A 21,905-nucleotide genomic window follows, 5' to 3' on the forward strand; every position below is an offset into this window, starting at 1 on the left:
TAGATGGTGTAACGGGCGGATCCCAGCCAGGCGAGTTTGAAGGCTTGGTGGTCGTCCCTCACAATGATGGTGTCGCGGAGTCAGGAGTGGCCTGCTCCATAGCATCACGGAGAGACGACCATGAAGCAGTATGCCGGAATCGATGTCTCGTTGGAATACTCGAGTGTGTGCGTGGTGGATGCGGATGGCCGCATCGTGCGCGAGGCAAAGGTCCACAGTGAACCCGATGCGCTGATCGCCTGGTTTGGCGAGCAGGGCGCGGCGATGGAACGAATTGGTCTTGAGGCTGGCCCCTTGTCGCAATGGCTTTACGCGGAAATGGCGAAGGCGGATCTGGCGGTCGAACTGATCGAGACGCGCCACGTGCGGGCGGCCTTCAAGACGATGCCCGTGAAGACCGACAAGAAGGACGCACGGGGTATTGCGCAGTTAATGCGGCTTGGCTGGTTCAGGCCGGTCCACTGCAAATCTCTTCCGGCCCAGGAGGTGCGAGCGCTGCTGACCGCACGCAAGCTCATCCAGGGAAAACTTCACGACATCGAGATGAGCCTCCGGGGCATTCTGCGCGGTTTCGGCCTCAAGGTAGGGCCGACCACGCGGCGCACCTATGCGGCACGGATCCGCGAGCTGATTGAAGGTCATCCGACCTTGGAGGCGATCACCGTTTCACTGTTGAAGGTGCGCGACGCGCTTATGGACGAATTTGCAGGTTTTGAACGAAAGCTGCGTGTCATGGCCCGTCAGGACGATAATGCACGTCGGCTGATGACGACGCCCGGCGTTGGCGTGCTGGTGGCGCTGACATTCGTGTCGGCTGTTGACGCGCCTGAGCGCTTCCGATCATCACGAGCGGTGGGGCCGCATTTCGGATTGACGCCCAAGAAGTATCAATCGGGCGAAACCGATTATAGCGGCCGCATCTCGAAGATCGGTGATGCGGGCGTACGAACCGCGCTCTACGAGGCGGCCAATGTCATCCTGACGCGCCCCGTGAAGGGTTCGGATCTCAAAAGCTGGGCGCTGGCGGTTGCAAGACGTGCGGGACCCAGAAAGGCGCGTGTTGCGCTGGCCCGTAAGCTGGCGGTGGTGTTGCACCACATGCTCAGGGATAAAACCAACTTCATTCCCCACAAGGCGGCGTCAGCCATGACCGCCTGAGCAGGAAGCGAGACAACAAGACAAGGTTTCGGGCGGGCACCACCATCAGCCCACCGGAGCAAGGTCCCTTCGCCGGGACGATGGAGCGGATAGGCCGATGAACCGCAAGCAGCACTGAGGTGACTGCGCGTCCTTAGATTGGCCAGCCGGTCCTCAGCAGACCCCATAAAGCAGCGACCCCGGCGTCGACTGCGGACAGAAGCAAGCACTCGGCGAGGGATTAAGCTCAAAAGGGATTGACTCGGGACAGCCCGTTACAGAAGGAGCGGTTTAATCCCTAACAATTGCAAACCCAGAGCATACAAGTGCCAGATTACAGCACCGCATCCAATGCGAATAACCCAATTCCGCGCGCCGCGAACGTACGAGGCAAAGCTATATCGATAAGCCGGAAAGATCACCTCGAGTACGACGCATGTCGTAGCAAATATCGCAACCAGCGTGAACGATTTCACGAAGAACTGGGCCATCTCCTCTAAATCGAGAACGTACATTAGAATTGCTCCGACGAATTGGAACGACGTAATTGCCGTATGCGATGTCGGCGGCGATTGAAAATCGATTGTTTGGATAAGACCAATTCGTTTCGCAAATGGCTATCGCCAATCCACGAGCCGCCGCAGTAATCGGCAAGCCGCCGGAGTCATGCTTCTTGACTGCTGCCACCCTGGCCGTCGCCTTACAGTAAGGGGATATCGGCCGGCACAAGCGGTTGGCGGGCAGAAACTGCGCCACAGGAGACCACGTCTTTTTGAAAGCGGCGGTATTCCAGTCCTCGTAGGGCACTGGTGCTCTTCAACCTGGCAGGTCTCACTCACTTTCTGTCGGCGGCCTGGTTATTTGACCGCTGGGTGCAGACCCAACCGAGCGTTTATCGAAACAACGTTCGGACACCGGACGTTCGTTTTGTGCCGATACAGTGTGTCCGCAATTCGCGGGTCTGCGGCTTAATTTTTTTATCGCGTACTGACGGGAGTTCCAACGCTGTGGAACCGATGGCAAGAATGACGAAGACAAGGTAGCGGTTGAAATCCAACATGATCGTTTCGCCTTGAAAACAATCGGTCCGTCATTTCCAGCCAATCTTTTTTCGTCCCGGGGCGCTAAAAGAATGCAACCCGCAAGCGCCTCTCCTTGTTTCAGACGGATTTTCTCCATAGTGCGCCCTATAAACTGCGGAAAACCTCCCGAACTGAAAGAACCCCCATTTCAGGCAGATGTCTTTCAAAAGCATGCGGTTCTCTGGATCTAGCAGGTCTTCCCGTGCTGCCCGCAACCGAAGCATTTGTAGATAGGCTGCGGGTGTCATGTCCTTAAAAGCACGAAAACCAGCTTCGAGCGCTCGGGTGGAAACCACCGCTGCGTCTGCCACCATCGGCATTGTAATCGGCTGGTCGATATTGGCCCGCATGAACTCGATCCCGCGTCGAACATGTCTGGGAGCGATCATGCTGGGTTTCTTATCCAGCAGATGCAATAGCCGATGAGGCACCATCCTTATCACCACATCGGCGAGCGCCTGCGAAATATGTGCCATGGCTATAGGAGACTGCAAAAGCGGACCATTAGCGCGCATTCCGTCGATGATTGTTTCGGCGAGATTGCCGATCGTGCGGCCAACTGGCGTTGACAGATCCAGCTCAGGCAGGAGGTCAAGGGAGCCATTGAAAGGCACGTCAAAAGTCTCGCAAATTGTCCGTTGGAATAAGGCCCAATCAAGCACCAACTCATCTATTAGATTGGCTTGCCCGTGCATCACGATGCCGTCAGGCTCGAAATTCCGGTAAAGCAGCAATTTCCCTTGTGCTGCCTCGGCGGTGCGCCGACCGTACGTAACCCCCATGCCACCGCTGCGCGGCACCACGATCGATAGATGCTCCGTTGCACCCGAGCACCATTCCGTGCGGAACTGAAACCCATCCTGATGGGAACCGGTAATCAACACGGCGCCTTCACAAGTCGAAAGATCGATCCCCCAATGGAACTCTTGGGAGCGACTTACGAGTTCAGCGTCGAATGTCCCGAAAACCTCGCTGAGAGTTTCGATCATGCTATCGAACGTTGAGCCGCAATATCGAAAAACGGCATCATCGGCGCTATTTTCCATCATGTGTTCTCCAGGTGCCAGCGACATCGATCTTGTCGGTTCATACAAGATCGTCTCTCGAGTTTCATAGAGCTTGCGACAACCATTTTTTAATTGAACATAGCTTGCCCGGCGCCCGAAACCTCCAGTGACGAGGCGGTTTATTTCCTCTCCACTCTTATCCGAGTGTTGGCAGGCATGACATCTGCCTCAGGATCTTCAGTCGCCTTCGCCTCTTAGGCGTGGACTGAAGGGTTGGCCGATTACGGCGCTCGGAGAGCGGTTGTTTTTGGTTTCGTCTACTAGCATTCGCCCGTGGCGGGTTCCACCTCGACGCCGCTTCTTGTCGACCTAATGTTGTTGTATACCTATGTCGACAGGCAATCGGCATTGTCAACCGCAAAGGTTGACGCTCGCGATCCCCAATAAGTTCGTGGTATATTCTGAATAAAGAAGGAGAGCTTCTCTAGGTCAGTCGTCACTTACTCTTCAGCATGTTTGCTGACCAGATGTCATACGGTGACTTCCCGATACGATCCAAAGCGGGGAATTCAACGATGGTGGTTCCGGACGTACGATTCTTCCCGCTGCAGTCACGAAGCCCCTCTCATATTCGCTTCATCTTTGCGTCAAAGCTCCAAGCCCCGGGCCCTGTAGAGGCCAGATAAAGAAAGATGAAGCAAAACAGGAGCGTACCATCGCCGCCGTTCGGCACGGGAAAGGCGCTCTTGCCTGAGAAATTGGTAGTCCAATAGCCGAGGCCCATCTGCCCGGATAAAAGGAATGCAACCGGTCTGGTCAGGAGGCCAGTCAGCACAGCCAGGCCGCCGAACACCTCCCGAAGGCTAAAAATCAGCATCAGAGTGGATAAATTGGCTTCGTCCCCTGCTCCGCCAACGCCGAACGCGGGGAATCCGGCTAGCTTCATGGCGCCATGTTCAATGAGCAGCAGGGCGGTAACGATTCGGAGCACGGCGAGTGCCGTCTGCGCGTGTTTTGAAGCATCCTCCAAAGCAGTCTCCAGTTTTTCCAGTTGTCTCGTCCTAATTCCGGTCGATCGGCATTCGGATCAGGACGCCGGATCGATAGGAACGAACCTGGGTTGATCAGTTCGCGCAAATACGGTGCCAAGAAATTATCGAGGGACGTAAGGCGATCTTGCGTAAGACCAGATAGGTCTTCTGAGCGCGGAAGAAGCATTGGGGCTTGATACAACCCGATTTTGTCGTGCGTGTCCGCCGCCAAAGAAACGCACGCGGCAACGGTCCGATCCTTTACTCGAACCGGATTGCAAATCCGTTCCAATCGCGAGGATCCATGCTCACTTATTGTCCATGAGTTTTTGAGACATGTAGGTGTATTCGAGCGCGTAGAGGCGCGCGCGTTCCTGCAGGTTGGCGGCAGCGGCGTGGCCGCCCTCGATGTTTTCGTAATAGTAGAAGGGCAGACTCATATCTTCGAACAGGGCGGCCATTTTGCGCGCGTGCGCCGGACCGACGCGGTCATCTTTGGTCGAGGTTTCGAAGAAAGGCTCCGGATAACCCACACCCGCCCTTACGTTATGATATGGCGAGATCGAGCGCAGAAAGGCGCCTTCGACAGGATCGTCCGGATTGCCATATTCGCCCTGCCACGAGGCTCCTGCCGACATGTGGGTGAAGTTGACCATGTCGAGAAGCGGCACCTGGATCACGGCCGCGTTCCATAGATCAGGGCGCTCGGTCAGTTGCACGCCCATCAGCAGGCCGCCGTTCGAACCACCCATGATCCCGAGATGCGGTGCCGAGGTAACCTTCTTCGCGATCAGGTCCTGCGCCACGGCCTGGAAGTCGTCATAGACACGCTGACGATGGGTTTTCAAACCGGCCTCGTGCCATTTTGGTCCGAATTCGCCACCCCCTCGTATATTGGCCAGCGCGTAGGCACCCCCCTTTTCCAACCACAACTTGCCAAGTGTTGCCAAATAGGTGGGACGCATTGAAATTTCAAAACCGCCATAAGCATAGAGGATGGTGGGGTTCGTGCCGTCGAGCTTAATATCTTTGCGCGCCACGAGGAAGTAGGGAACTTTCGTTCCATCCTCCGAGGTCGCCCAGAACTGCTGTACTTGCAGGTCTTCAGCATCGAAGCGTTCCGGGCTCGACTTGAGCTTCTCGACATTGCCGCTTGCAGCATCCGCGTAAAAAAGGGTGGAGGGTTCGAGGAAACCTTCCGAGAAGATGAACAGGTGATCGCTCTCATTGTCGCTCGACGTCACGGACAAAGTCGAATTTTCCGGCAGGGCCAATTTAAAGGACGACCAGCCATTCTTGCCGAAATCAAAGCTGCGTACCTCGCTGCTGACATTCGACTGGATCGACAGCACAAGATGATTTTTCGTCTGGGTAATCCCTTGGACAGACTGGTGGTCGTTCGGCATGAACAGCACAAGTGGTTCAACGTGCGCCGGATCGGCGAGCGCCGCGCGGAGATCGAAAGCGATTAGCGCGCCATTGTGGAAGACGGTGCCATTGGCCGAGGCCCAGTCCGACTTCAAATTGTAGATTGCCTGGCCCTTGTAGTAGCCACTTAAAGCAGCTGTGGTCGGGAATGGCAGAACGACCTTGCGGTTATCGGTGTGACCGTTCGGGTAGAAGGCTAGTTCTGTGTTGAACGAGTCGAGGTCGCGATAGGAGATGTCCATCACATACTTGCCATCAATGTCGCGCATCACGCTGCGGCGAGACGAGACGTCTTTCTTGTCGCCGCGAAAAATCTCGACCGCCTGATCGAGGCTCTGGCCCCGCTTCAGCACCTTGGTGACGTAGCCGTAGCCGGAATCCGTCACTTCGCCCGGCGTCCATTCCCGAGTCACGTAGATGGTGTTCTCGTCCACCCAAGTCGCCGACTGCTTGCCCTCAGGCAGGACGAAGCCTTCCTTAACGAACTGGCCCCTGGCGATGTCGAATTCGCGCACCACATCTGCATCCTTGCCGCCATCAGACAGGCTGAGCAGGCAGAGATTGTCGACGGGCGGCAGGCAGTTCTCGCTTCTGAGCACCCAGGTCTTATCCTCGAGTTTGGACAGCGCCTCGACATCGAGAATGACGCGCCATTGAGGGCTTCCAGACCTGTAGGCTTCCCAGCTCGTCCGCCGCCACAGACCCTGCACGTGCGTGCCGTCCTGCCAAAAGTTGTCGATCGTGCTGCCATGCGCGAAGCCGGGCCGAACAATGCGATCGGTGGCTTGCAAGATCTTCAGAATGTCAGCCTGATATTCGCCATAGCGTGGATCTTTCGACAGTTTGTTGACGGTTGATTGGTTATGCGCCTTCACCCAGACCATCGCCTTTTCGCCGTCAATCTCATTCAGATAGGCGCGAGGGTCGGCGGCGTCGTTGGGAGCGTTGTTAGGGTTGGAATCGATCGGCTTGGCAACAGTGGTCATCGGCGCCTTGGCAGAAGCCGCCATGGTGAATGCCATCGCCAAAACCATAGCCAACACCAATCTATTCAGAAATGTACCGCGCATAATTTACCTCGCCGAAATCCAACGTCCAAGCGGTTGAAACAAACCGCTCCGCCTCTCGTCTCGGCAAGAGCTGTGCCAATCAAGCGCATCTGAACTGACCCTCTGGAATCAAAGGCTTGGGAGCATGAAGGCCTTGTAGGATAAGTCGCACTGCAATGTCGCAACCGCTCCAGGTTTGTCACTTCCATATGGCTCTGAGACGATCCTCGTACTGATTTCCCCACAAGGGCGAAGGCGCGCATAGGTCACCAGGCCTGGTATTGAGTGCACGGGCGGGAAGGTGCGCCTCGCCGAGGCTCTCAGGAGTGCTTGGTCGGCCATCACGTGACGAATGGATTGCCCTGCCCGGTGATGGTGGCGAGCGACCACATATTTGGTCACGGAGCGGAGAGCGACCATTTTCGTCTCGCTAGCCTCCCAAGAAACATGCGTACGATTCACGCCTGCAAGGAGGCGCAAAGGTCAGGCGAATACGCAAATGCGGCCGTGATGGCGATGGTTAGCGGTCAAATGACAAGAAGATGGTGCGGCTGTGGGCGATGCGCGTGCGGCTGTTGTAACCGGCCGTTCGACCCGCGGTATAGAGCGCGTCATCGAAACACAGATCAGGTCTAATGCCCGCTTGGCGAGCAACGAGGCGAAACTTTCATGGCATGACAGGTCGTGCCGGGCAATCCGCACCACGGTTACATTAACGACGATCAAGCGCCGCTTGCCTTGAGAACGCCTTTACACTCCCCGCCAGATTTCATGTCGGTCGCGACAGCGGACCCTACACGAATTCGGCTGGCCTCGGTCGGCATAGCATCGCAAACCAGTCTATTAGGCACATCCGTTACATCCGGGTGGTGGGGCGCGGCCTAAGGCCGACTGCTAAGAAGCGGTCGAGCATCGCATTTACCTGGTCAGCCACCTCGATGGTATTGAAATGGCCAGCCAACAGCGTCTTGGCCAAAACGAGTTGGGAGCAGCGAACCTTTAGCCAGTCGAGATCACATGCAGCGCTCACCAGCGGCACATCGGCAGCGATGTAGGCCATCGGGACCTTGCAACGCGTTGCCGCAGGAGACGCATCATAGTTGAGGATGAAATTGCGCATTGCAGAATACGCCACATGCTGCGGTGTCTTCTCGCACGAGGCGCGGATATAGGTGTTGTGGATGCTCTCGCGCCTGGAAGGGTCGTCGTAGTCGAGGGCCATGGACCACGCGTTTTTTCGCAAAACCTCCCGATAGTTTGAGCTCGAAATTGCATCCAGGAACTGATCAATTTCGGGGCTGTCGCGAAGCGCCCACCGGGGCGTGACAATAGAATCGATCATCACCACACCAGAGGCCAGCTCAGGATGGCGGCCGCACAGCTCGAGTGCGACCGATCCACCCATGCTGTGGCCGATGATCAGCGGTTTCACCAGGTTCCGCTCGCTGCATTGCCACGCTACGTCGTCAGCAAAATCCTCGATCGTGTACTCCTGCTTCGGCGCGTCGCTGTCTCCGTGACCGCGGAGGTTTACCGCCATGACGTGCCGACTTTTAGCAAAATATTCGATCTGCGGCGTGAATATCCTGTGATCGCCGGTCCAGCCGTGAATCAGGACGAGCGGCGGACTTAGGGGCGAAGCCGATATTGCTTCGAAGTGCGCAAGGCACACCCCGGCGCGGTTCATCAGGACGGGGCTCGATTCGGCTACATTCATGGGGTTCGGCTCTTTTTTGGGCTCGCCAGCAAAGGGTAGAGTGTTTGTGTCATAGAGGGGAACGACCCGCGGCACTCAGACCGCGAGAGCAATGGCTTGCCGATTGCAAACTGATCCAGTTGAGAATGCCCGTGGCAAATGGGGCAGCACTTGAACATGATGAACTGTGAGCGGCACCAAGCCGGAGACGAAGATCGACTTGCCCGGTAGGCAAGCATCGAAGGAAAGATATCGGTGCCTAAATACCCATGGAGGAAATGCCTGAGCGCACCGACGATAAAATCGAACAATCCGAATGCACGATCAAGCCGCCCGCATCAGGTCGCCGATCCAACAATGGATTTATTTGCCACCATAGCCTCCAATTCGTCAATGAGACCGGAGGCGGCGATTTCAGCTTTGATGCCATCGCCCAAGCGGCGCGCCGCATCGCGATAGCGCGGCTCCTGTAACAGGCCACTGACGGCATGGGCGATCTCGGCTTCGCTAGCACTCGGGGGTAGTCGAAGACCAGCTCCCTTCGACACAACTCGTGCAGCATTATCCCCCTGGTCGCGCCCGTTGGGGAGCACCAGTTGCGGTAGACCGTTTATCAGCCCCCGGCTGACGGTGCCGTGGCCGCCCTGCGTTATCAAAAGGCAGACTTCCTTCATCACTGTGTCATGCGGAGCGCCGTGCAACAGATGCACGTTCGCGGGGGCGACCAGCTTCCCCGCGTCAACATGAGGTCCGATGGTCGCCACCGCGTGCACGTCCAGCGTACCCAATGCGCAAATGATCCGTTGAACCAAGTCGTCTTGACCCTGAGCGCCGGAGCTGCAGGCGACGAGCACACGAGGTCGATTGGCGTCCACAGGCCAAGGCGCCTTCCAGCTCCTTGACCAATTTGGCTGCTCCAGCAGTGGCCCAACATAACGAACGTTGTCCGGTAGAAGGTCGGCCTCAAAATCGAAGGTCCGGCTGATCGCCAGCAAGTACCGATCGGCACACTCAAATAAATCCACCGTCCTGGCCAAACCGGACAGGCCGAGGCCGGCACGCGCCTCGTTTAGAAGCGAAAGGAATTGGTCCAGGAAGCAAGCCCAATTTTCGTTCGCCGCCGCGATCGCGATCCGCTCTTCTGGCGTCTGCGGCTGCGCCAATCCGCTGGCGGCCGGCGGAATTCCTGGCAAAGGGCGAAGGCTCACATGGGGTGACAACATTGCGATCGGCACGCCAGCGGCTTCGGCGCCCAACACGGCACCAAACAACATATCGATGGCAATGACAGCATCCGTCGGTATGCGGCCGATCTCATCCTGGACGTCGGCTGCGTAGGCTGGCGCCGGGCCGAACACCGCCTTTTGGAACCAGTCCTGCATGTCTGAAAAGCAGGCAGGATCCGCGTCGATCCCCATCGGGGCACGCCGCCAGGAGACGAAGTCGAAACCCGCCGCAGCCACTTCACGCCGCATCTCTGGATCAGCCATAATGCGGGCGCTATGGCCAACCCGTTGCAGTTGTCGAGCTGCAGTCAGCAACGGGCCCAGATTACCCGACGTCCCCCAGGACGCAAGCAGGAAGTTATACAACATGCCTCACCTCAATCGTGTTTGAAGCCAAATTTCGTCGTAATCGGAGGCTGCAATAGGTGATCGATAATTGGTGCGTCGTGTCGAGTTCTGCCGCTGTCACAATCGGAGGCGGGGCGATGCAACACACTCCCCGGAAACTTCCCTCAGCGGGAACTTTCCGGTTAGAAAGATGATGCTCCCTTGCGGCCGTCACACACGTTCTAGCAGGTGCCGTAAACCCGAAAGGACTCCCCGATTGCACACAGCTCAACCTGGTCGGGAGTTGGCACAATCGGCCGGAAAGGTCTAGCTGCTTAGCCGACCTCGACAAAGGTGATATCGTCTTGCGAACTTACGTCCGTCGCACGCATCTGCGGATGGACTTGAAGACTCCCCGGTCGTCTTCAGCTCGCGGGCAGCGAACTCAATGACTTACCCGCTCAGGTTTCGTTCGACTCCATCTGTCCTGCAATTTTTAAGGCGTTCGGGGCGCTGCGTAAAATTGATTGTTTGAATGAATACAATTCGCGGCCGGCATGTCTCTGGCGTTCCTCAAACTCGCTGCTTGGCCCAATCGTCACCGGGCACTTCTGCCCTCTTCGCAAACTGCCGGCGCCAGGTGTAAATCCGCTGCGGCACCAAGTCATGTCGACGAGCAACGTCCGCGACGCTCGCAACGCCTGCCGAAGCGGGCGACGAAGCGGGCCGCGACCTTCAAGTCCGCGGAAGACTCTTGCCTCCGAGCTCGAGCGTCATCAGTTTGATTTGGGTGGATGCGATCGTTTCATGATCGCGCCGCCGGCGGCGGTCGATTCCGTAAATCTCACTTGGCGATGTCGGGATGTAGAGGTATGGAGAACGGCCGCAGTTCCGAAGGTGCAAGGACGATGGCGTTTCCCGCAGCAAGCGCAGAGACCATTTTCCATCCCGGCGGATTCCTTGACTCGCCTTTCCGAAAGCTCGCGAACTCGGATGGCCATTATTTTTCGGGTTGAGCCGCTAACGCTTCCCGCCAGCAATCAATCTCGCCTCCGGGTCCAGACGCAGTCCTCACATGGCGCCGCATCCGATCACTGGGCCGATAGCGAGGGCGAGACTGGGTATTCCGCGCAGCAGTCGAGGATACTGCCGGAAATATCACGTTCCGGCGGTTACTCCATACACCCGACGTTCCTATTCGTCGCCACCGCAAAATCCGGGCCGAAGCGAATCCGTTTGATCCGATGTGGGACCGCTACTTCGCCGCAGGCGTGGTCTGCCCTCGGAAACTACGGATCGGCCTGATGGAACCGCCCACTCTGCCGATAAACAGGAACTGGCGGCTCTGGTCAAACAGGGCCTAGTGGAGGCTTGAGCCGTATGCGGGGAAACTGCGCGTACGGTCTTAGGGAGGAGCGACCCGGCGAGGGGTCGTTCCTAACCCGACAGGACACGCCGCAGCATCGGCGCTTGCCAGATCATTCGGCTGATGGGGCGAGATGAATGATGTCTCCCCGGGACCAGCCTTCGGCAAGGCTCATCAGAAACTCCAGCTCCCGTCTCAGCGCGACGGTGCGACTTACATCCTTTGCATGCTGGTTGTCGGCGCGCACGTGATAAAATTCGCCGACCGCGATTCCCGCCGCTTTTCGCTTGTCCTCAAGCGCGGACTTCAAACCTGCCAGCTCGTCCCTAACAGCGAAGTAGCGCCGCATAACGGCGATCAAACGCAGGTCGTTTTCTGCTTCATCCATATTGGCGTCTTCCAAAATGCTTTGATTAGGAAGAAGCAGATTCGCTCTCTCCTGTCACGCCTCGAACGACAATCGGCAAGGATGATACTTTAGAAATATCTCAACTAGAGAGGATGTAAGATTCATGGCAAAGCGAGAAGAGTTCCATTCATCGCCTTCCGCGACGGCGCAAACAATCCAATTTCCTTCAACTTGAAGGGTGATACCCGGAACTCTGACCCGTGTGTCGGGTCTCCCTTTCTATTTCGTTCGCATGTAGCAGATAGCAACGCGCCCGCTGATAGTCCATTCACCGCATTATTTGAGGGAAGAACCTAACAAAGAAAAAACCGAACGCGCTTGCAGATCGTCCGGCTTTTCCCGCGACTACCTACTTCGACAGGGCAAAGTCGGGTAGCATGTCGCTAGTTGGAGCGTATGCACGATATGGAATATACCAGTCGCATTTCGCGTGCGCGAACTACCAAGGCAGGTAGGTTCCCAAGCTCGGCGACCCGACCCTGCGGCTTCCGCGTCGCATGCCCATCCGACCCGGCGAGATGTCGGAGAGCGGGTTTCATTTTCCTGATCGTTGCCGCCGACATCGGAGTGGTTTCCAGCAAACCACGCCTGTTGCAGGCAATCCGGATGCTTGAAATATCGCGCAAGGACAGCTCCTCACATTCAGCGCACGAACAGGGCTTTGTCGGGCACTTGCTCCGCCGGTTGTCGGCATTGAGACTCAATGTCAGTAACCTGACACTACGCGCCGCTAGGAAGTGCCCGCTGAGCCTGCGATTTCACTTCGGCACGCGATTTGCTCTGTTTGCGGCATCATCACCAATCGCAGTGCGATGGTCTTTGGGACGCACACGGCGCCGCGTCGCTGTTCGCGTCTGATCCGACGGTTCGCTGTGGGAATGACTTGGCGCGTGGTTGTGGACCCCGAGAAAATGCAGGGACGTGTTGGATGCGATCTAGTTTAACTGCCACCGGCGGTGTGGGACTGGTCCGGAGGTCGTGTTGGCGGAGACGTCGCTGGCGGGTAGGGTCGAACCTCATTCACCAAGCTCTACGACTAGGCAATCTATGCCGACTCCGACAGGCTCGACGTCATCTGGCACGACCCGCACCTGTCGCTCGGCGAAGCGTCGGAATTCCGCCTGGGCGCTGCGCCGGCGCGCCTAGAATTATGATGCACCTTCCCCGCGCCGTTCGTGCCGCTGGAGGACCTGGCGCTGACAATCGCGGTGGAGGACATCGCCTCCATGCCGTCTTCCGTCGTTCGCTGCCCGTCGCCTGCCAGTCACCTTCCGCCCTTTCCATCGCTTAGAGAGTGAACTGCCACCATGTCCGAACAACCCTTGCCGACGCTGCCGATGTGGCGCCTCAATCACATCGAGCCCTCGCCCGAGATGCTAACGCTAAGCGCCAACGGTCCGATCCATCGCGTGCGCTTCCCGTCCGGGCACGAAGGCTGGTGGGTGACAGGCTACGACGAGGCCAAGGCGGTGCTCTCCGACACTGCATTCCGGCCCGCGGGGATGCCGCCGGCGGCATTTACCCCGGATTCAGTGATTCTCGGTTCGCCGGGGTGGCTGGTCTCGCACGAGGGGGACGAGCATGCGCGGTTACGCACGATCGTGGGACGGGCCTTCAGCGACCGCAATATGGAGCTGCTCGCGCAGAAGGTCGAGGCGATCGCCGCGCAGTTGTTTGAGACGCTGGCGGCCCAGCCCCAGCCCGCCGACCTGCGGCTCCACCTCTCCTTTCCGCTTCCGGCCATTGTCATTAGCGCGCTGATGGGCGTGCTCTATGAGGATCACGCCTTTTTCGCCGGGCTGTCCGACGAGGTGATGACGCACCAGCATGAAAGCGGCCCGCGCAGCGCGTCGCGCCTGGCCTGGGAAGAGCTGCGCGCCTACATTCGCGGCAAGATGCGGGACAAGCGCGAGGACCCCGGCGACAACCTGCTGACGGATCTGCTCGCGGCGGTCGATCAGGGCAAAGCGACCGAGGAAGAGGCGATCGGCCTGGCGGCGGGCATGCTGGTGGCGGGGCACGAGAGCACCGTCGCGCAGATCGAATTCGGCCTGCTGGCGATGTTCCGTCATCCGCAACAGCGCGAACGCCTGGTCGGCGATCCATCCCTTGTGGACAAGACAGTGGAGGAAATCCTGCGTATGTACCCCCCGGGCGCGGGCTGGGACGGCGTCATGCGCTACCCGAGAACCGACGTGACCATAGCGGGCGTGCGTATTCCCGCGGAGAGCAAGGTGCTGGTCGGCCTGCCGGCGACGGCGTTCGATCCGCGCCATTTCGAGGACCCGGAAATCTTCGACATCGGACGCGAAGGAAAGCCCCACTTGGCGTTCTCCTACGGGCCGCACTATTGCATCGGCGTTGCGCTAGCCAGGCTGGAACTCAAGGCGGTGTTCGGTTCGATCTTTCAGCGCTTTCCCGCGCTGCGCCTCGCCGTGGCGCCCGAAAAACTGAAGTTGCGCAAGGAGATCATCACCGGCGGGTTCGAGGAGTTTCCGGTGTTCTGGTGATGCGTGGAAGCCGCTGGGGATCGTGATCTTCTCCGCATGGCCGGCGCGCCTGGCGCGCCGGCCAGATCAGCAACCAACAGGTAACCAAGATGGACGTGAAAGAAACAACCGCGGTATGCCGGGACGCCTTCGCCGAACTCGCGTCGCCGGCGTGCATCCACGACCCATATCCGTTCATGCGGTGGTTGCGCGAGCACGATCCGGTGCACCGGGCAGCGTCAGGCCTCTTTCTGTTGAGCCGCCACGCCGACATCTACTGGGCACTCAAGGCCACGGGCGATGCGTTTCGGGGACCGGCGCCGGGCGAACTGGCGCGCTATTTCCCGCGTGCGGCAACCAGCCTGTCGCTCAATCTGCTGGCGTCCACTTTAGCGATGAAGGATCCACCGACGCATACGCGTCTGCGCCGGCTGATCTCCCGCGATTTCACGATGCGCGAGATCGACAACCTGCGGCCGAGCATAGTGCACATCGTCGCAGCGCGCCTGGACGGCATGGCGCACGCGCTTGAGCGCGGGGAGGCAGTGGACCTGCATCGCGAATTCGCGCTTGCCTTGCCAATGCTGGTCTTTGCCGAACTGTTCGGCATACCCCAGGAGGACATGTTCGGGCTCGCCGCCAACATCGGCGCCATCCTGGAAGGCCTGAGCCCGCACGCCAGCGATCCCCAGCTCGCCGAGGCGGACGCAGCCAGCGCCAAAGTTAAGGCCTACTTCGGCGACCTCATACAGCGCAGGCGCACCGATCCCCGCCAGGACGTCGTGTCGATGCTGGTCGGCGCACACGGCGATGATGCCGATATGCTGTCGGATGTGGAGTTGATCAGCATGCTATGGGGCATGCTGCTGGGTGGCTTCGCCACCACTGCTGCGACCATTGACCATGCGGTCCTGGCGATGCTGGCGCATCCCGAACAGCGGCACTGGCTGCAGGGAGATGCCAAGGGGGTCGAGGCATTCGTCGAAGAAGTCTTGCGCTGCAACGCACCCGCCATGTTCAGCTCCATTCCGCGAATCGCACAGCGCGACATCGAACTGGGCGGCGTGGTAATCCCGAAGAACGCGGACGTGCGCGTGCTGATCGCCGCCGGCAATCGTGACCCGGACGCCTTTGCCGATCCCGACCGCTTCGACCCCGTACGGTTCTACGGCACCAGTCCTGGCATGTCGATTGACGGGAAGATCATGCTGAGCTTCGGCCACGGCATCCACTTCTGCCTCGGGGCGCAACTGGCCCGGGTGCAATTAGCCGAGAGCCTGCCGCGGATCGAGGCGCGCTTCCCTACGCTCGTACTCGCCGATCAGCCGACCCTGGAGCCATCCGCGTTCCTTAGGACATTCCGCGCCCTGCCCGTGCGGCTGCATGCGCAGGCGGGGCGCTGAGATGCGCGTCGTGGTCGACCAGGATCTTTGCGGAACCACTGGGCAGTGTGTGCTAACCCTGCCGGGCGTCTTTCGCCAGCGCGAACTGGACGGCGTGGCCGAAGTGTGCGTGGTGACGGTCCCCCAAGCGCTGCACGCCGCCGTGCGGCTCGCTGCCAGCCAGTGCCCAGTTGCCGCCATTTGGGTCGTCGAAAGCGCCGCTGGGGATGGCGAGCCAGCCCGGGCCGACCCTACGCCTTCTCTGGCAGAGGCCGAGCGACATGCCACGAAAGACCAATGCAATCCAGGAGGACACGATGGGACGGTTTGAGGGCAAGGTGGCCGTGGTGACCGGCGCCGGCGCCGGCATCGGGAAGTCATGCGCCCTCGCCATTGCGCGCGAGGGCGGCAGGGTGGTCGTGGCCGACATTGACGGCTCAGCGGCCACCGCGTGCACGGCGCAGATCGCGGCCGAAGCTGGCCACGCGCTGGCCTTGGCCATGGACATCGCCGATGCGCAGGCTGTGGCCGCGCTATTTGAGGCGGCGGAGCGGCACTTCGGTGGGGTCGATCTGCTGGTGAACAACGCGAGCGCCATGCATCTGACCCCATGCGACCGCGCGATCCTCGATCTGGACCTGGCGGTTTGGGATGAAACGATGGCGACTAATCTGCGCGGCACGCTGCTCTGCTGCCGCCAGGCCATTCCGCGCATGATCGCCCGTGGCGGTGGCGCGATCGTCAACATGTCCTCGTGCCAGGGGCTCAGCGGTGACACCGCGCTGACCTCCTACGCCGCGTCGAAGGCCGCGATGAATATGCTGTCGGCCTCGCTCGCCACCCAATATGGTCACGCGCAGATCCGCTGCAACGCGGTTGCGCCGGGTCTTATCATGACCGAACGTCTCCTCGACAAGTTGGACGAGTGCATGCAACGGCATCTGCGCCGGCACCAGCTCCTGCGGCACGTCGGCCGCCCCGAGGACGTGGCCGCGCTGGTGGCTTTCCTGCTCTCCGACGATGCTGCGTTCATCACCGGCCAAGTCGTGTGCATCGACGGCGGCATGCTGACGCATGTGCCGACATACGCCGATGGTGGCAACAGCCGTGCCGCGCGGCCGACCAGTGACACCGCCGAAGCGGCCGCGGCGCCAGAGAGGTAATAGACATGCTGCTCAACCCGCTGAACCGTCGGCACCGGCTGCGGGACGACATCCCGGTCATGCCCGGCGCTTTCCCCCTGGTCGGGCATCTTCCCGCCATCGTTTGTGACCTGCCGCGCCTGCTGCGGCGCGCGGAACGGACGCTGGGCAGCCATTTCTGGCTGGATTTTGGCCCTGCCGGACAACTGATGACGTGCCTGGATCCGGATGCGTTTGCGTTGCTCCGGCACAAGGACGTGTCCTCGGCACTGATTGAAGAGATTGCACCCGAAATCCTTGGCGGAACGTTGGTCACTCTGAACGGTAGCGCGCATCGGCAGGCGCGCGATGGGATCAAGTCGGCATTCCTGCCGAGGGGCCTGACCGAGGCCGGCATTGGCGAGCTATTCGAGCCCGTCATCCGGGCCCGGGTGCAGGCATGGCGCGAGCGCGGTGAAGTAACTATCCTGCCCGAGACCGGCGACTTGATGCTGAAGCTCACCTTTTATCTCATGGGCATCCCCGCCCAAGACCTGCCGGAGTGGCATCGCAAGTACCGGCAACTGCTGCAGTTGATGCTCGCGCCGCCGATCGACCTGCCCGGAACGCCCTTTCGGCGCGGCCGCGCCGCCCGCGACTGGATCGACGCGCAGTCGCGCCAGTTCATCCGCGGCGCGCGCGCGCATGCCGCGCGCACCGGGTTGATCAACGACATGGTGAGCGCGTTCGATCGCAGCGAAGGCGCGCTCTCCGATGACGTCCTGGTCGCCAACGTTCGCTTGCTGCTGCTTGCCGGTCACGAGACCACCGCCTCAACGATGGCCTGGATGGTGATCGAGCTGGCGCGGCAGCCTGAGCTGTGGGACTCCCTCGTCGAGGAGGCGCAACGCGTGGGCGCGGTGCCGACCCGGCACGCGGACCTGTCGCAGTGCCCGGTCGCCGAGGCGCTGTTTCGCGAGACGCTGCGCATGCATCCGGCGTCCTCGCTCTTACCGCGTCGCGCGACGCAGGAATTACAACTCGGCCAGCGGCGCATTCCTGCGGGCACCAGTCTGGGCATCCCGCTGCTGCATTTCTCGACCTCACCGCTGCTGCACGAGGCGCCTGATCAGTTCCGCCTGGCGCGGTGGCTACAACGCACGGGGCCGATCCGGCCGGTGGACATGCTGCAGTTCGGCAGCGGCCCACACGTCTGCATCGGCTACCACCTGGTATGGCTGGAACTGGTGCAGTTCGGCATCGCCTTGGCACTGACCATGCACAAGGCCGGGGTGCGGCCGCGGTTGCTGAGCGACGCTGAAAAAGGCCGGCGCTATTACCCGACAGCACAGCCCTCCATGAAAATCCGCATCGGATTCTCATGAGCTGGCGTCGCAAGCTCCGCGTGGCGTGGCAGCGACGCCGGCAACGCTAAGGCGGTTCGCCGCTCGCCGTGGCCCTCTCCTGTCAGGAACAAGGACATTGACAACATGCAGACCGGTTCCACGCTACACGATGACCAAACTGGCATTTCCGCGCTCGGCGGATTGGGCGCGCAGGCGCCCGGCGCATCCGGCAGGCTGCTGCCGGAGATCTGGATGCAGGACGGCGCAAAGCGGGTCGAACAGGCGCTGACGCGTCTTCTCTGCCCCGAGGACGACGGTGAGACCGAGCTGATGGCGGCGATGCGCTACGCTACCTTGCATGGCGGGAAGCGCACCCGCGCCTTGCTCTGTCTGGCTGCCGGCGAACTGGCCGACACCCCGGCGCACATGCTCGACGTCGTCGGCGCCGCCATCGAGATGATGCACGCCTGTACCCTGGTCCACGACGACCTGCCCGCAATGGACGACGACGTGCTTCGCCGCGGCCTTCCGACCGTGCACGTCAAGTTCGGCGAAGCAACTGCGATCCTGGTCGGGGATGCACTGCAGGCGCACGCCTTCCTGACCCTGGCGAGCCTTGATGCCCCGGGCGACAACCGTATCGCGCTCGTGCGCGAACTGGCGCAGGCAGTGTCCGCCGAGGGTGCCGCAGGCGGGCAGGCCATAGATCTGTCGCTGGTTGGAAAGCACGTTGAGCTGGGCAGGATCTTGGCGATGCACCGCATGAAGACCGGAGCGCTAGTGCGCGCGTCCGTTCGCATGGGCGCACTATGCGCCATCGCGGAGGATGCCGCGAACGCTGAGCTGTACTGTGCGCTCGATCGCTACAGCGCCTGTTTCGGCCTGGCGTTGCAGGTGGTCGACGACATTGTCGACGCGACAGCGGATAAAGCGACCCTTGGCAAGACGCCCGGCAAGGACGCGGCGGCGCAGAAGCCGACCTGCGCGTCGATCATGGGGCTAAAGGCAGCGCGCCAGTTCGTCGCGGATCTGTTGCGCGACGCGGAGGATGCCATCGCCCCGCTGGGGCCGCGTGCGGAACGGTTGGCGCAGATCCTGCAGCGGGCCAACGCATATCTGTTCACGCACGCGCCATGCGCATGAGCGCGCCCGCCCGCGTGGAACCGCCCCTGTGCCGCTGCGATCGGTGGCAGCAGCGGTGCATGCTGTGCGGTTTCCGAGTCCGCGTCGCCGATCGCAGCGGTTGCCTAGCACTGCCGCGGCGCGCACGCGGCGACTGCCCGATTCTGGTTTTTGTCAACCGTCTGCAGAAGGAACATCCCGCGTGAACGCGCTGTCCGAACAGATCCTTTCCGAATTGCGCCACCTGCTGAGCGAGATGAGCGATGGCGGCGGCGTCGGTCCGTCCGTCTACGACACGGCGCGAGCTCTGCAGTTCCGCGGCAACGTCGCCGGTTGGCAGGACGCATATGCGTGGCTCATCGCGCAGCAACAGCCTGATGGCGGATGGGGAAGCGCGGACTTCCCGCTGTTCCGCCATGCGCCCACGTGGGCGGCTTTGCTGGCATTGCAGCGTGCCAATCTTCTTCCCGGTGCTGCCGACGCAGTCCAGGCTGCAACCCGGTTCCTCCGGCGCCAGCCCGATCCCTATGCGCATGCGGTGCCGGAAGATGCGCCGATCGGTGCGGAGCTGATCCTGCCGCAGCTTTGCGGCGAGGCCCCATCCTTGCCGGGCGGCGTGGCGTTTCCGCGCTACTCGGCGCTGTTGCCGTTGCGGCAAGAGTGCCTGGTCAAGCTGGGGGCGATGGCAATGTTGCCGAGCGGCCATCCGTTGCTGCACACCTGGGAAGCCTGGGGGACGTCGCCAACCACCGCATGCCCGGATGAGTACGGCAGCATCGGCATCAGCCCGGCGGCCACCGCCGCGTGGCGTGCGCACGCCGTAGTACAGGGGAGTACGCCGCAGGTCGGGCGCGCGGACGCGTATCTGCAAGCGGCATCGCGGGCGACGCGCAGCGGCATCGAAGGTGTCGTTCCCAATGTCTGGCCGATCAATGTGTTTGAGCCATGCTGGTCGTTGTACACCCTGCATCTGGCGGGGCTGTTCGCGCATCCCGCGCTCGCAGACGCGGTGCGCGAAATCGTTGCGCAGCTTGAAGCCCACCTGGGCGTACGCGGTCTTGGGCCGGCCTTGCACTTCGCCGCCGACGCGGACGACACCGCCGTTGTGTTGTGCGTCCTGCGCCTTGCGGGCCGCGACCCGGCAGTCGACGCGTTGCGCCAGTTCGAAACTGGGGGGCTGTTCGTCACCTTCCCCGGCGAGCGCAATGCCTCGGTGTCGACCAACATCCATGCCCTGCATGCGTTGCGACTGTTGGGAAAGCGCGCCGCCGGCACCAGCGCCTACGTCGAGGCCACTCGCAACCCGCACGGACTGTGGGACAACGAAAAATGGCACGTTTCATGGCTGTATCCCACCGCACATGCGCTCGCTGCGCTGGCGCAAGGCAAGCAACAGTGGCGCGACGAGCGCGCGCTGGCGGCGCTGCTGCAGGCGCAGCGCGACGACGGCGGCTGGGGCGCCGGTCGTGCGTCCACATTCGAGGAAACCGCCTATGCGCTGTTTGCGTTACATGTGATGGATGGGAGGGAAGAACCCATAGGGCGCGCGCGCATCGCTCAGGTGGTGGCGCGTGCGCTGGAATGGATGCTCGCCCGCCATGCGGCGCATAGATTGCCGCAGACGCCGCTGTGGATCGGCAAGGAACTGTATTGCCCGACCCGGGTCGTGCGCGTGGCCGAACTCGCCGGATTATGGTTGGCGCTCAGTTGGGGGCGGCGCGCTGCCGAGGAAGCAGGAGCAGCGCCATGATCCAGACCGAAGGCGCGCTGCAGCAGGTGCTGGAGTGGGGTCGTTCCCTGACCGGGTTCGCCGACGAGCATGCCGTCGAAGCGGTCAGGGGCGGCAAGTACATCCTGCAGTGCATCGACCCGAGCCTGCGAGACATTAGCGTTCGCACGGGCCGCGATCCGCAGGACGAAACCCTGATTGTGGCGTTCTATCGCGAACTGGCGCTGCTGTTCTGGCTCGACGATTGTAACGACCTTGGCCTGATCACGCCAGAGCAGCTCGCCGCGGTGGAGCGGGCGCTGGGACAGGATGTGCCGTGCGCGCTCCCTGGATTCGAGGGCTGCGCTACGCTGCGGGGTTCGCTGGCCGCGCTCGCCTACGATTGTCGTGACTATGCTCAGCTTCTCGACGATACCCGGTACTACTGCGCGGCTCTGCGCGCCGGACGCGCGCAGGCGCAAGGGGCGGAACGCTGGTCCTACACCGAATACCTGCACAACGGCGTCGATTCGATCGCCTACGCGAACGTGTTCTGTTGCATGTCATTGCTCTGGGGGCTGGACATGGCGACGTTGCGCGCGCGTCCGGCGTTCCGCCAGGTCCTACGGCTCATTTCCGCGATAGGGCGCCTGCAGAACGATCTGCATGGACGCGAGAAGGACAGGTCGGGCGGCGAGGCCGACAACGCGGCGATCCTGCTGTCGCAGCGCTACCCGGCTATGCCTGTGGTAGAGTTCCTCAACGACGAGTTGGCCGGCCATACGCGCATGCTGCACCGGGTGATGGCGGAAGAATGCTTTCCGGCGCCGTGGGGACCGCTAATCGAGGCAATGGCGGCCCTCCGCGCCCAGTACTATCAGACCTCCACCAGCCGCTACCGCAATGACGCTGCGGGGGAATGCCAGTGTGCGCAGGCCTAAACGCGCGGCAAGCGGCGACATGCGCGCGCTGCCGTCGG

15 protein-coding genes and 2 pseudogenes are annotated in these 21,905 nt (G+C 61.0%); 9 read left to right on the plus strand and 8 right to left on the minus strand.

Features of this window, described 5'->3' with window-relative positions; genetic code table 11:
• The first annotated feature begins 120 nt into the window (after positions 1 to 120).
• Entirely contained in the window at positions 121 to 1,158 is a 1,038-nt protein-coding gene (locus K290_RS0130550) for an IS110 family RNA-guided transposase (RefSeq protein WP_004119987.1), read from the plus strand.
• 1,069 nt (positions 1,159 to 2,227) lie between these two features.
• Here the strand turns inward: K290_RS0130550 and K290_RS0130560 are convergent.
• The 8 genes and pseudogenes from K290_RS0130560 to K290_RS0130590 form a co-directional block, all read right to left on the minus strand.
• Positions 2,228 to 3,268, minus strand: a complete 1,041-nt coding sequence (locus K290_RS0130560; RefSeq protein ID WP_004120045.1) for a helix-turn-helix transcriptional regulator — start codon at positions 3,266 to 3,268, stop codon at positions 2,228 to 2,230.
• Between the two features lie 583 nt (positions 3,269 to 3,851).
• Positions 3,852 to 4,256, minus strand: a complete 405-nt coding sequence (locus tag K290_RS0130565) for a DoxX family protein (protein WP_004120043.1) — start codon at positions 4,254 to 4,256, stop codon at positions 3,852 to 3,854.
• 309 nt (positions 4,257 to 4,565) lie between these two features.
• Positions 4,566 to 6,755, minus strand: a complete 2,190-nt coding sequence (locus K290_RS0130570; RefSeq protein ID WP_004120041.1) for a prolyl oligopeptidase family serine peptidase — start codon at positions 6,753 to 6,755, stop codon at positions 4,566 to 4,568.
• 835 nt (positions 6,756 to 7,590) lie between these two features.
• Complete coding sequence (locus K290_RS0130575) at positions 7,591 to 8,451, minus strand: alpha/beta fold hydrolase (RefSeq protein ID WP_004120039.1); 861 nt, start codon at positions 8,449 to 8,451, stop codon at positions 7,591 to 7,593.
• 317 nt (positions 8,452 to 8,768) lie between these two features.
• Positions 8,769 to 10,025, minus strand: a complete 1,257-nt coding sequence (locus K290_RS0130580) for a glycosyltransferase (RefSeq protein WP_004120036.1) — start codon at positions 10,023 to 10,025, stop codon at positions 8,769 to 8,771.
• Positions 10,026 to 10,556: 531 nt separating this feature from the next.
• A pseudogene (locus K290_RS39035) lies at positions 10,557 to 10,667 on the minus strand (transposase); the annotation flags it as partial.
• A gap of 66 nt (positions 10,668 to 10,733) precedes the next feature.
• Positions 10,734 to 10,932: pseudogene (locus tag K290_RS38605) on the minus strand (aldehyde dehydrogenase family protein); the annotation flags it as partial.
• Positions 10,933 to 11,461: 529 nt separating this feature from the next.
• The gene (locus K290_RS0130590) at positions 11,462 to 11,737 is read right to left on the minus strand and encodes a hypothetical protein (RefSeq protein WP_004120034.1); all 276 of its coding nucleotides are present in this window, start codon (positions 11,735 to 11,737) and stop codon (positions 11,462 to 11,464) included.
• 1,328 nt (positions 11,738 to 13,065) lie between these two features.
• Between K290_RS0130590 and K290_RS0130595 the strand changes: the two genes are divergently transcribed.
• From K290_RS0130595 to K290_RS0130635, 8 genes are all read left to right on the plus strand, one after another.
• Positions 13,066 to 14,268, plus strand: a complete 1,203-nt coding sequence (locus K290_RS0130595) for a cytochrome P450 (RefSeq protein WP_004120030.1) — start codon at positions 13,066 to 13,068, stop codon at positions 14,266 to 14,268.
• An 89-nt stretch (positions 14,269 to 14,357) separates the two neighbouring features.
• Entirely contained in the window at positions 14,358 to 15,650 is a 1,293-nt protein-coding gene (locus K290_RS0130600) for a cytochrome P450 (protein WP_004120028.1), read from the plus strand.
• A 1-nt stretch (position 15,651) separates the two neighbouring features.
• Positions 15,652 to 15,960: a ferredoxin gene (locus K290_RS0130605; protein ID WP_004120026.1), complete on the plus strand. Its 309-nt coding sequence runs from the start codon at positions 15,652 to 15,654 to the stop codon at positions 15,958 to 15,960.
• Positions 15,947 to 16,792 (plus strand): SDR family oxidoreductase, encoded by an 846-nt coding sequence (locus K290_RS0130610; RefSeq protein WP_004120024.1) that lies wholly within the window; start codon positions 15,947 to 15,949, stop codon positions 16,790 to 16,792. Before K290_RS0130605 ends, K290_RS0130610 begins: the two co-directional genes overlap by 14 nt.
• Positions 16,792 to 18,135: a cytochrome P450 gene (locus tag K290_RS0130615; protein ID WP_028755176.1), complete on the plus strand. Its 1,344-nt coding sequence runs from the start codon at positions 16,792 to 16,794 to the stop codon at positions 18,133 to 18,135. Before K290_RS0130610 ends, K290_RS0130615 begins: the two co-directional genes overlap by 1 nt.
• Positions 18,136 to 18,240: 105 nt before the next feature.
• Positions 18,241 to 19,239 carry a polyprenyl synthetase family protein gene (locus K290_RS0130620; RefSeq protein WP_004120020.1) on the plus strand — a complete coding sequence of 333 codons (999 nt, stop codon included), beginning with the start codon at positions 18,241 to 18,243 and terminating at the stop codon, positions 19,237 to 19,239.
• A gap of 181 nt (positions 19,240 to 19,420) precedes the next feature.
• Positions 19,421 to 20,968, plus strand: coding sequence for a hypothetical protein (locus K290_RS0130630; RefSeq protein WP_004120019.1), 1,548 nt, complete (start codon positions 19,421 to 19,423; stop codon positions 20,966 to 20,968).
• Entirely contained in the window at positions 20,965 to 21,867 is a 903-nt protein-coding gene (locus tag K290_RS0130635; RefSeq protein WP_004120017.1) for a terpene synthase family protein, read from the plus strand. The genes K290_RS0130630 and K290_RS0130635 overlap by 4 nt, the downstream gene beginning before the upstream one ends.
• The last annotated feature ends 38 nt before the right edge of the window (positions 21,868 to 21,905 follow it).

The sequence above is a fragment of the Rhizobium leucaenae USDA 9039 genome, from assembly GCF_000426285.1.
Taxonomy (GTDB): Bacteria; Pseudomonadota; Alphaproteobacteria; order Rhizobiales; family Rhizobiaceae; genus Rhizobium; species Rhizobium leucaenae.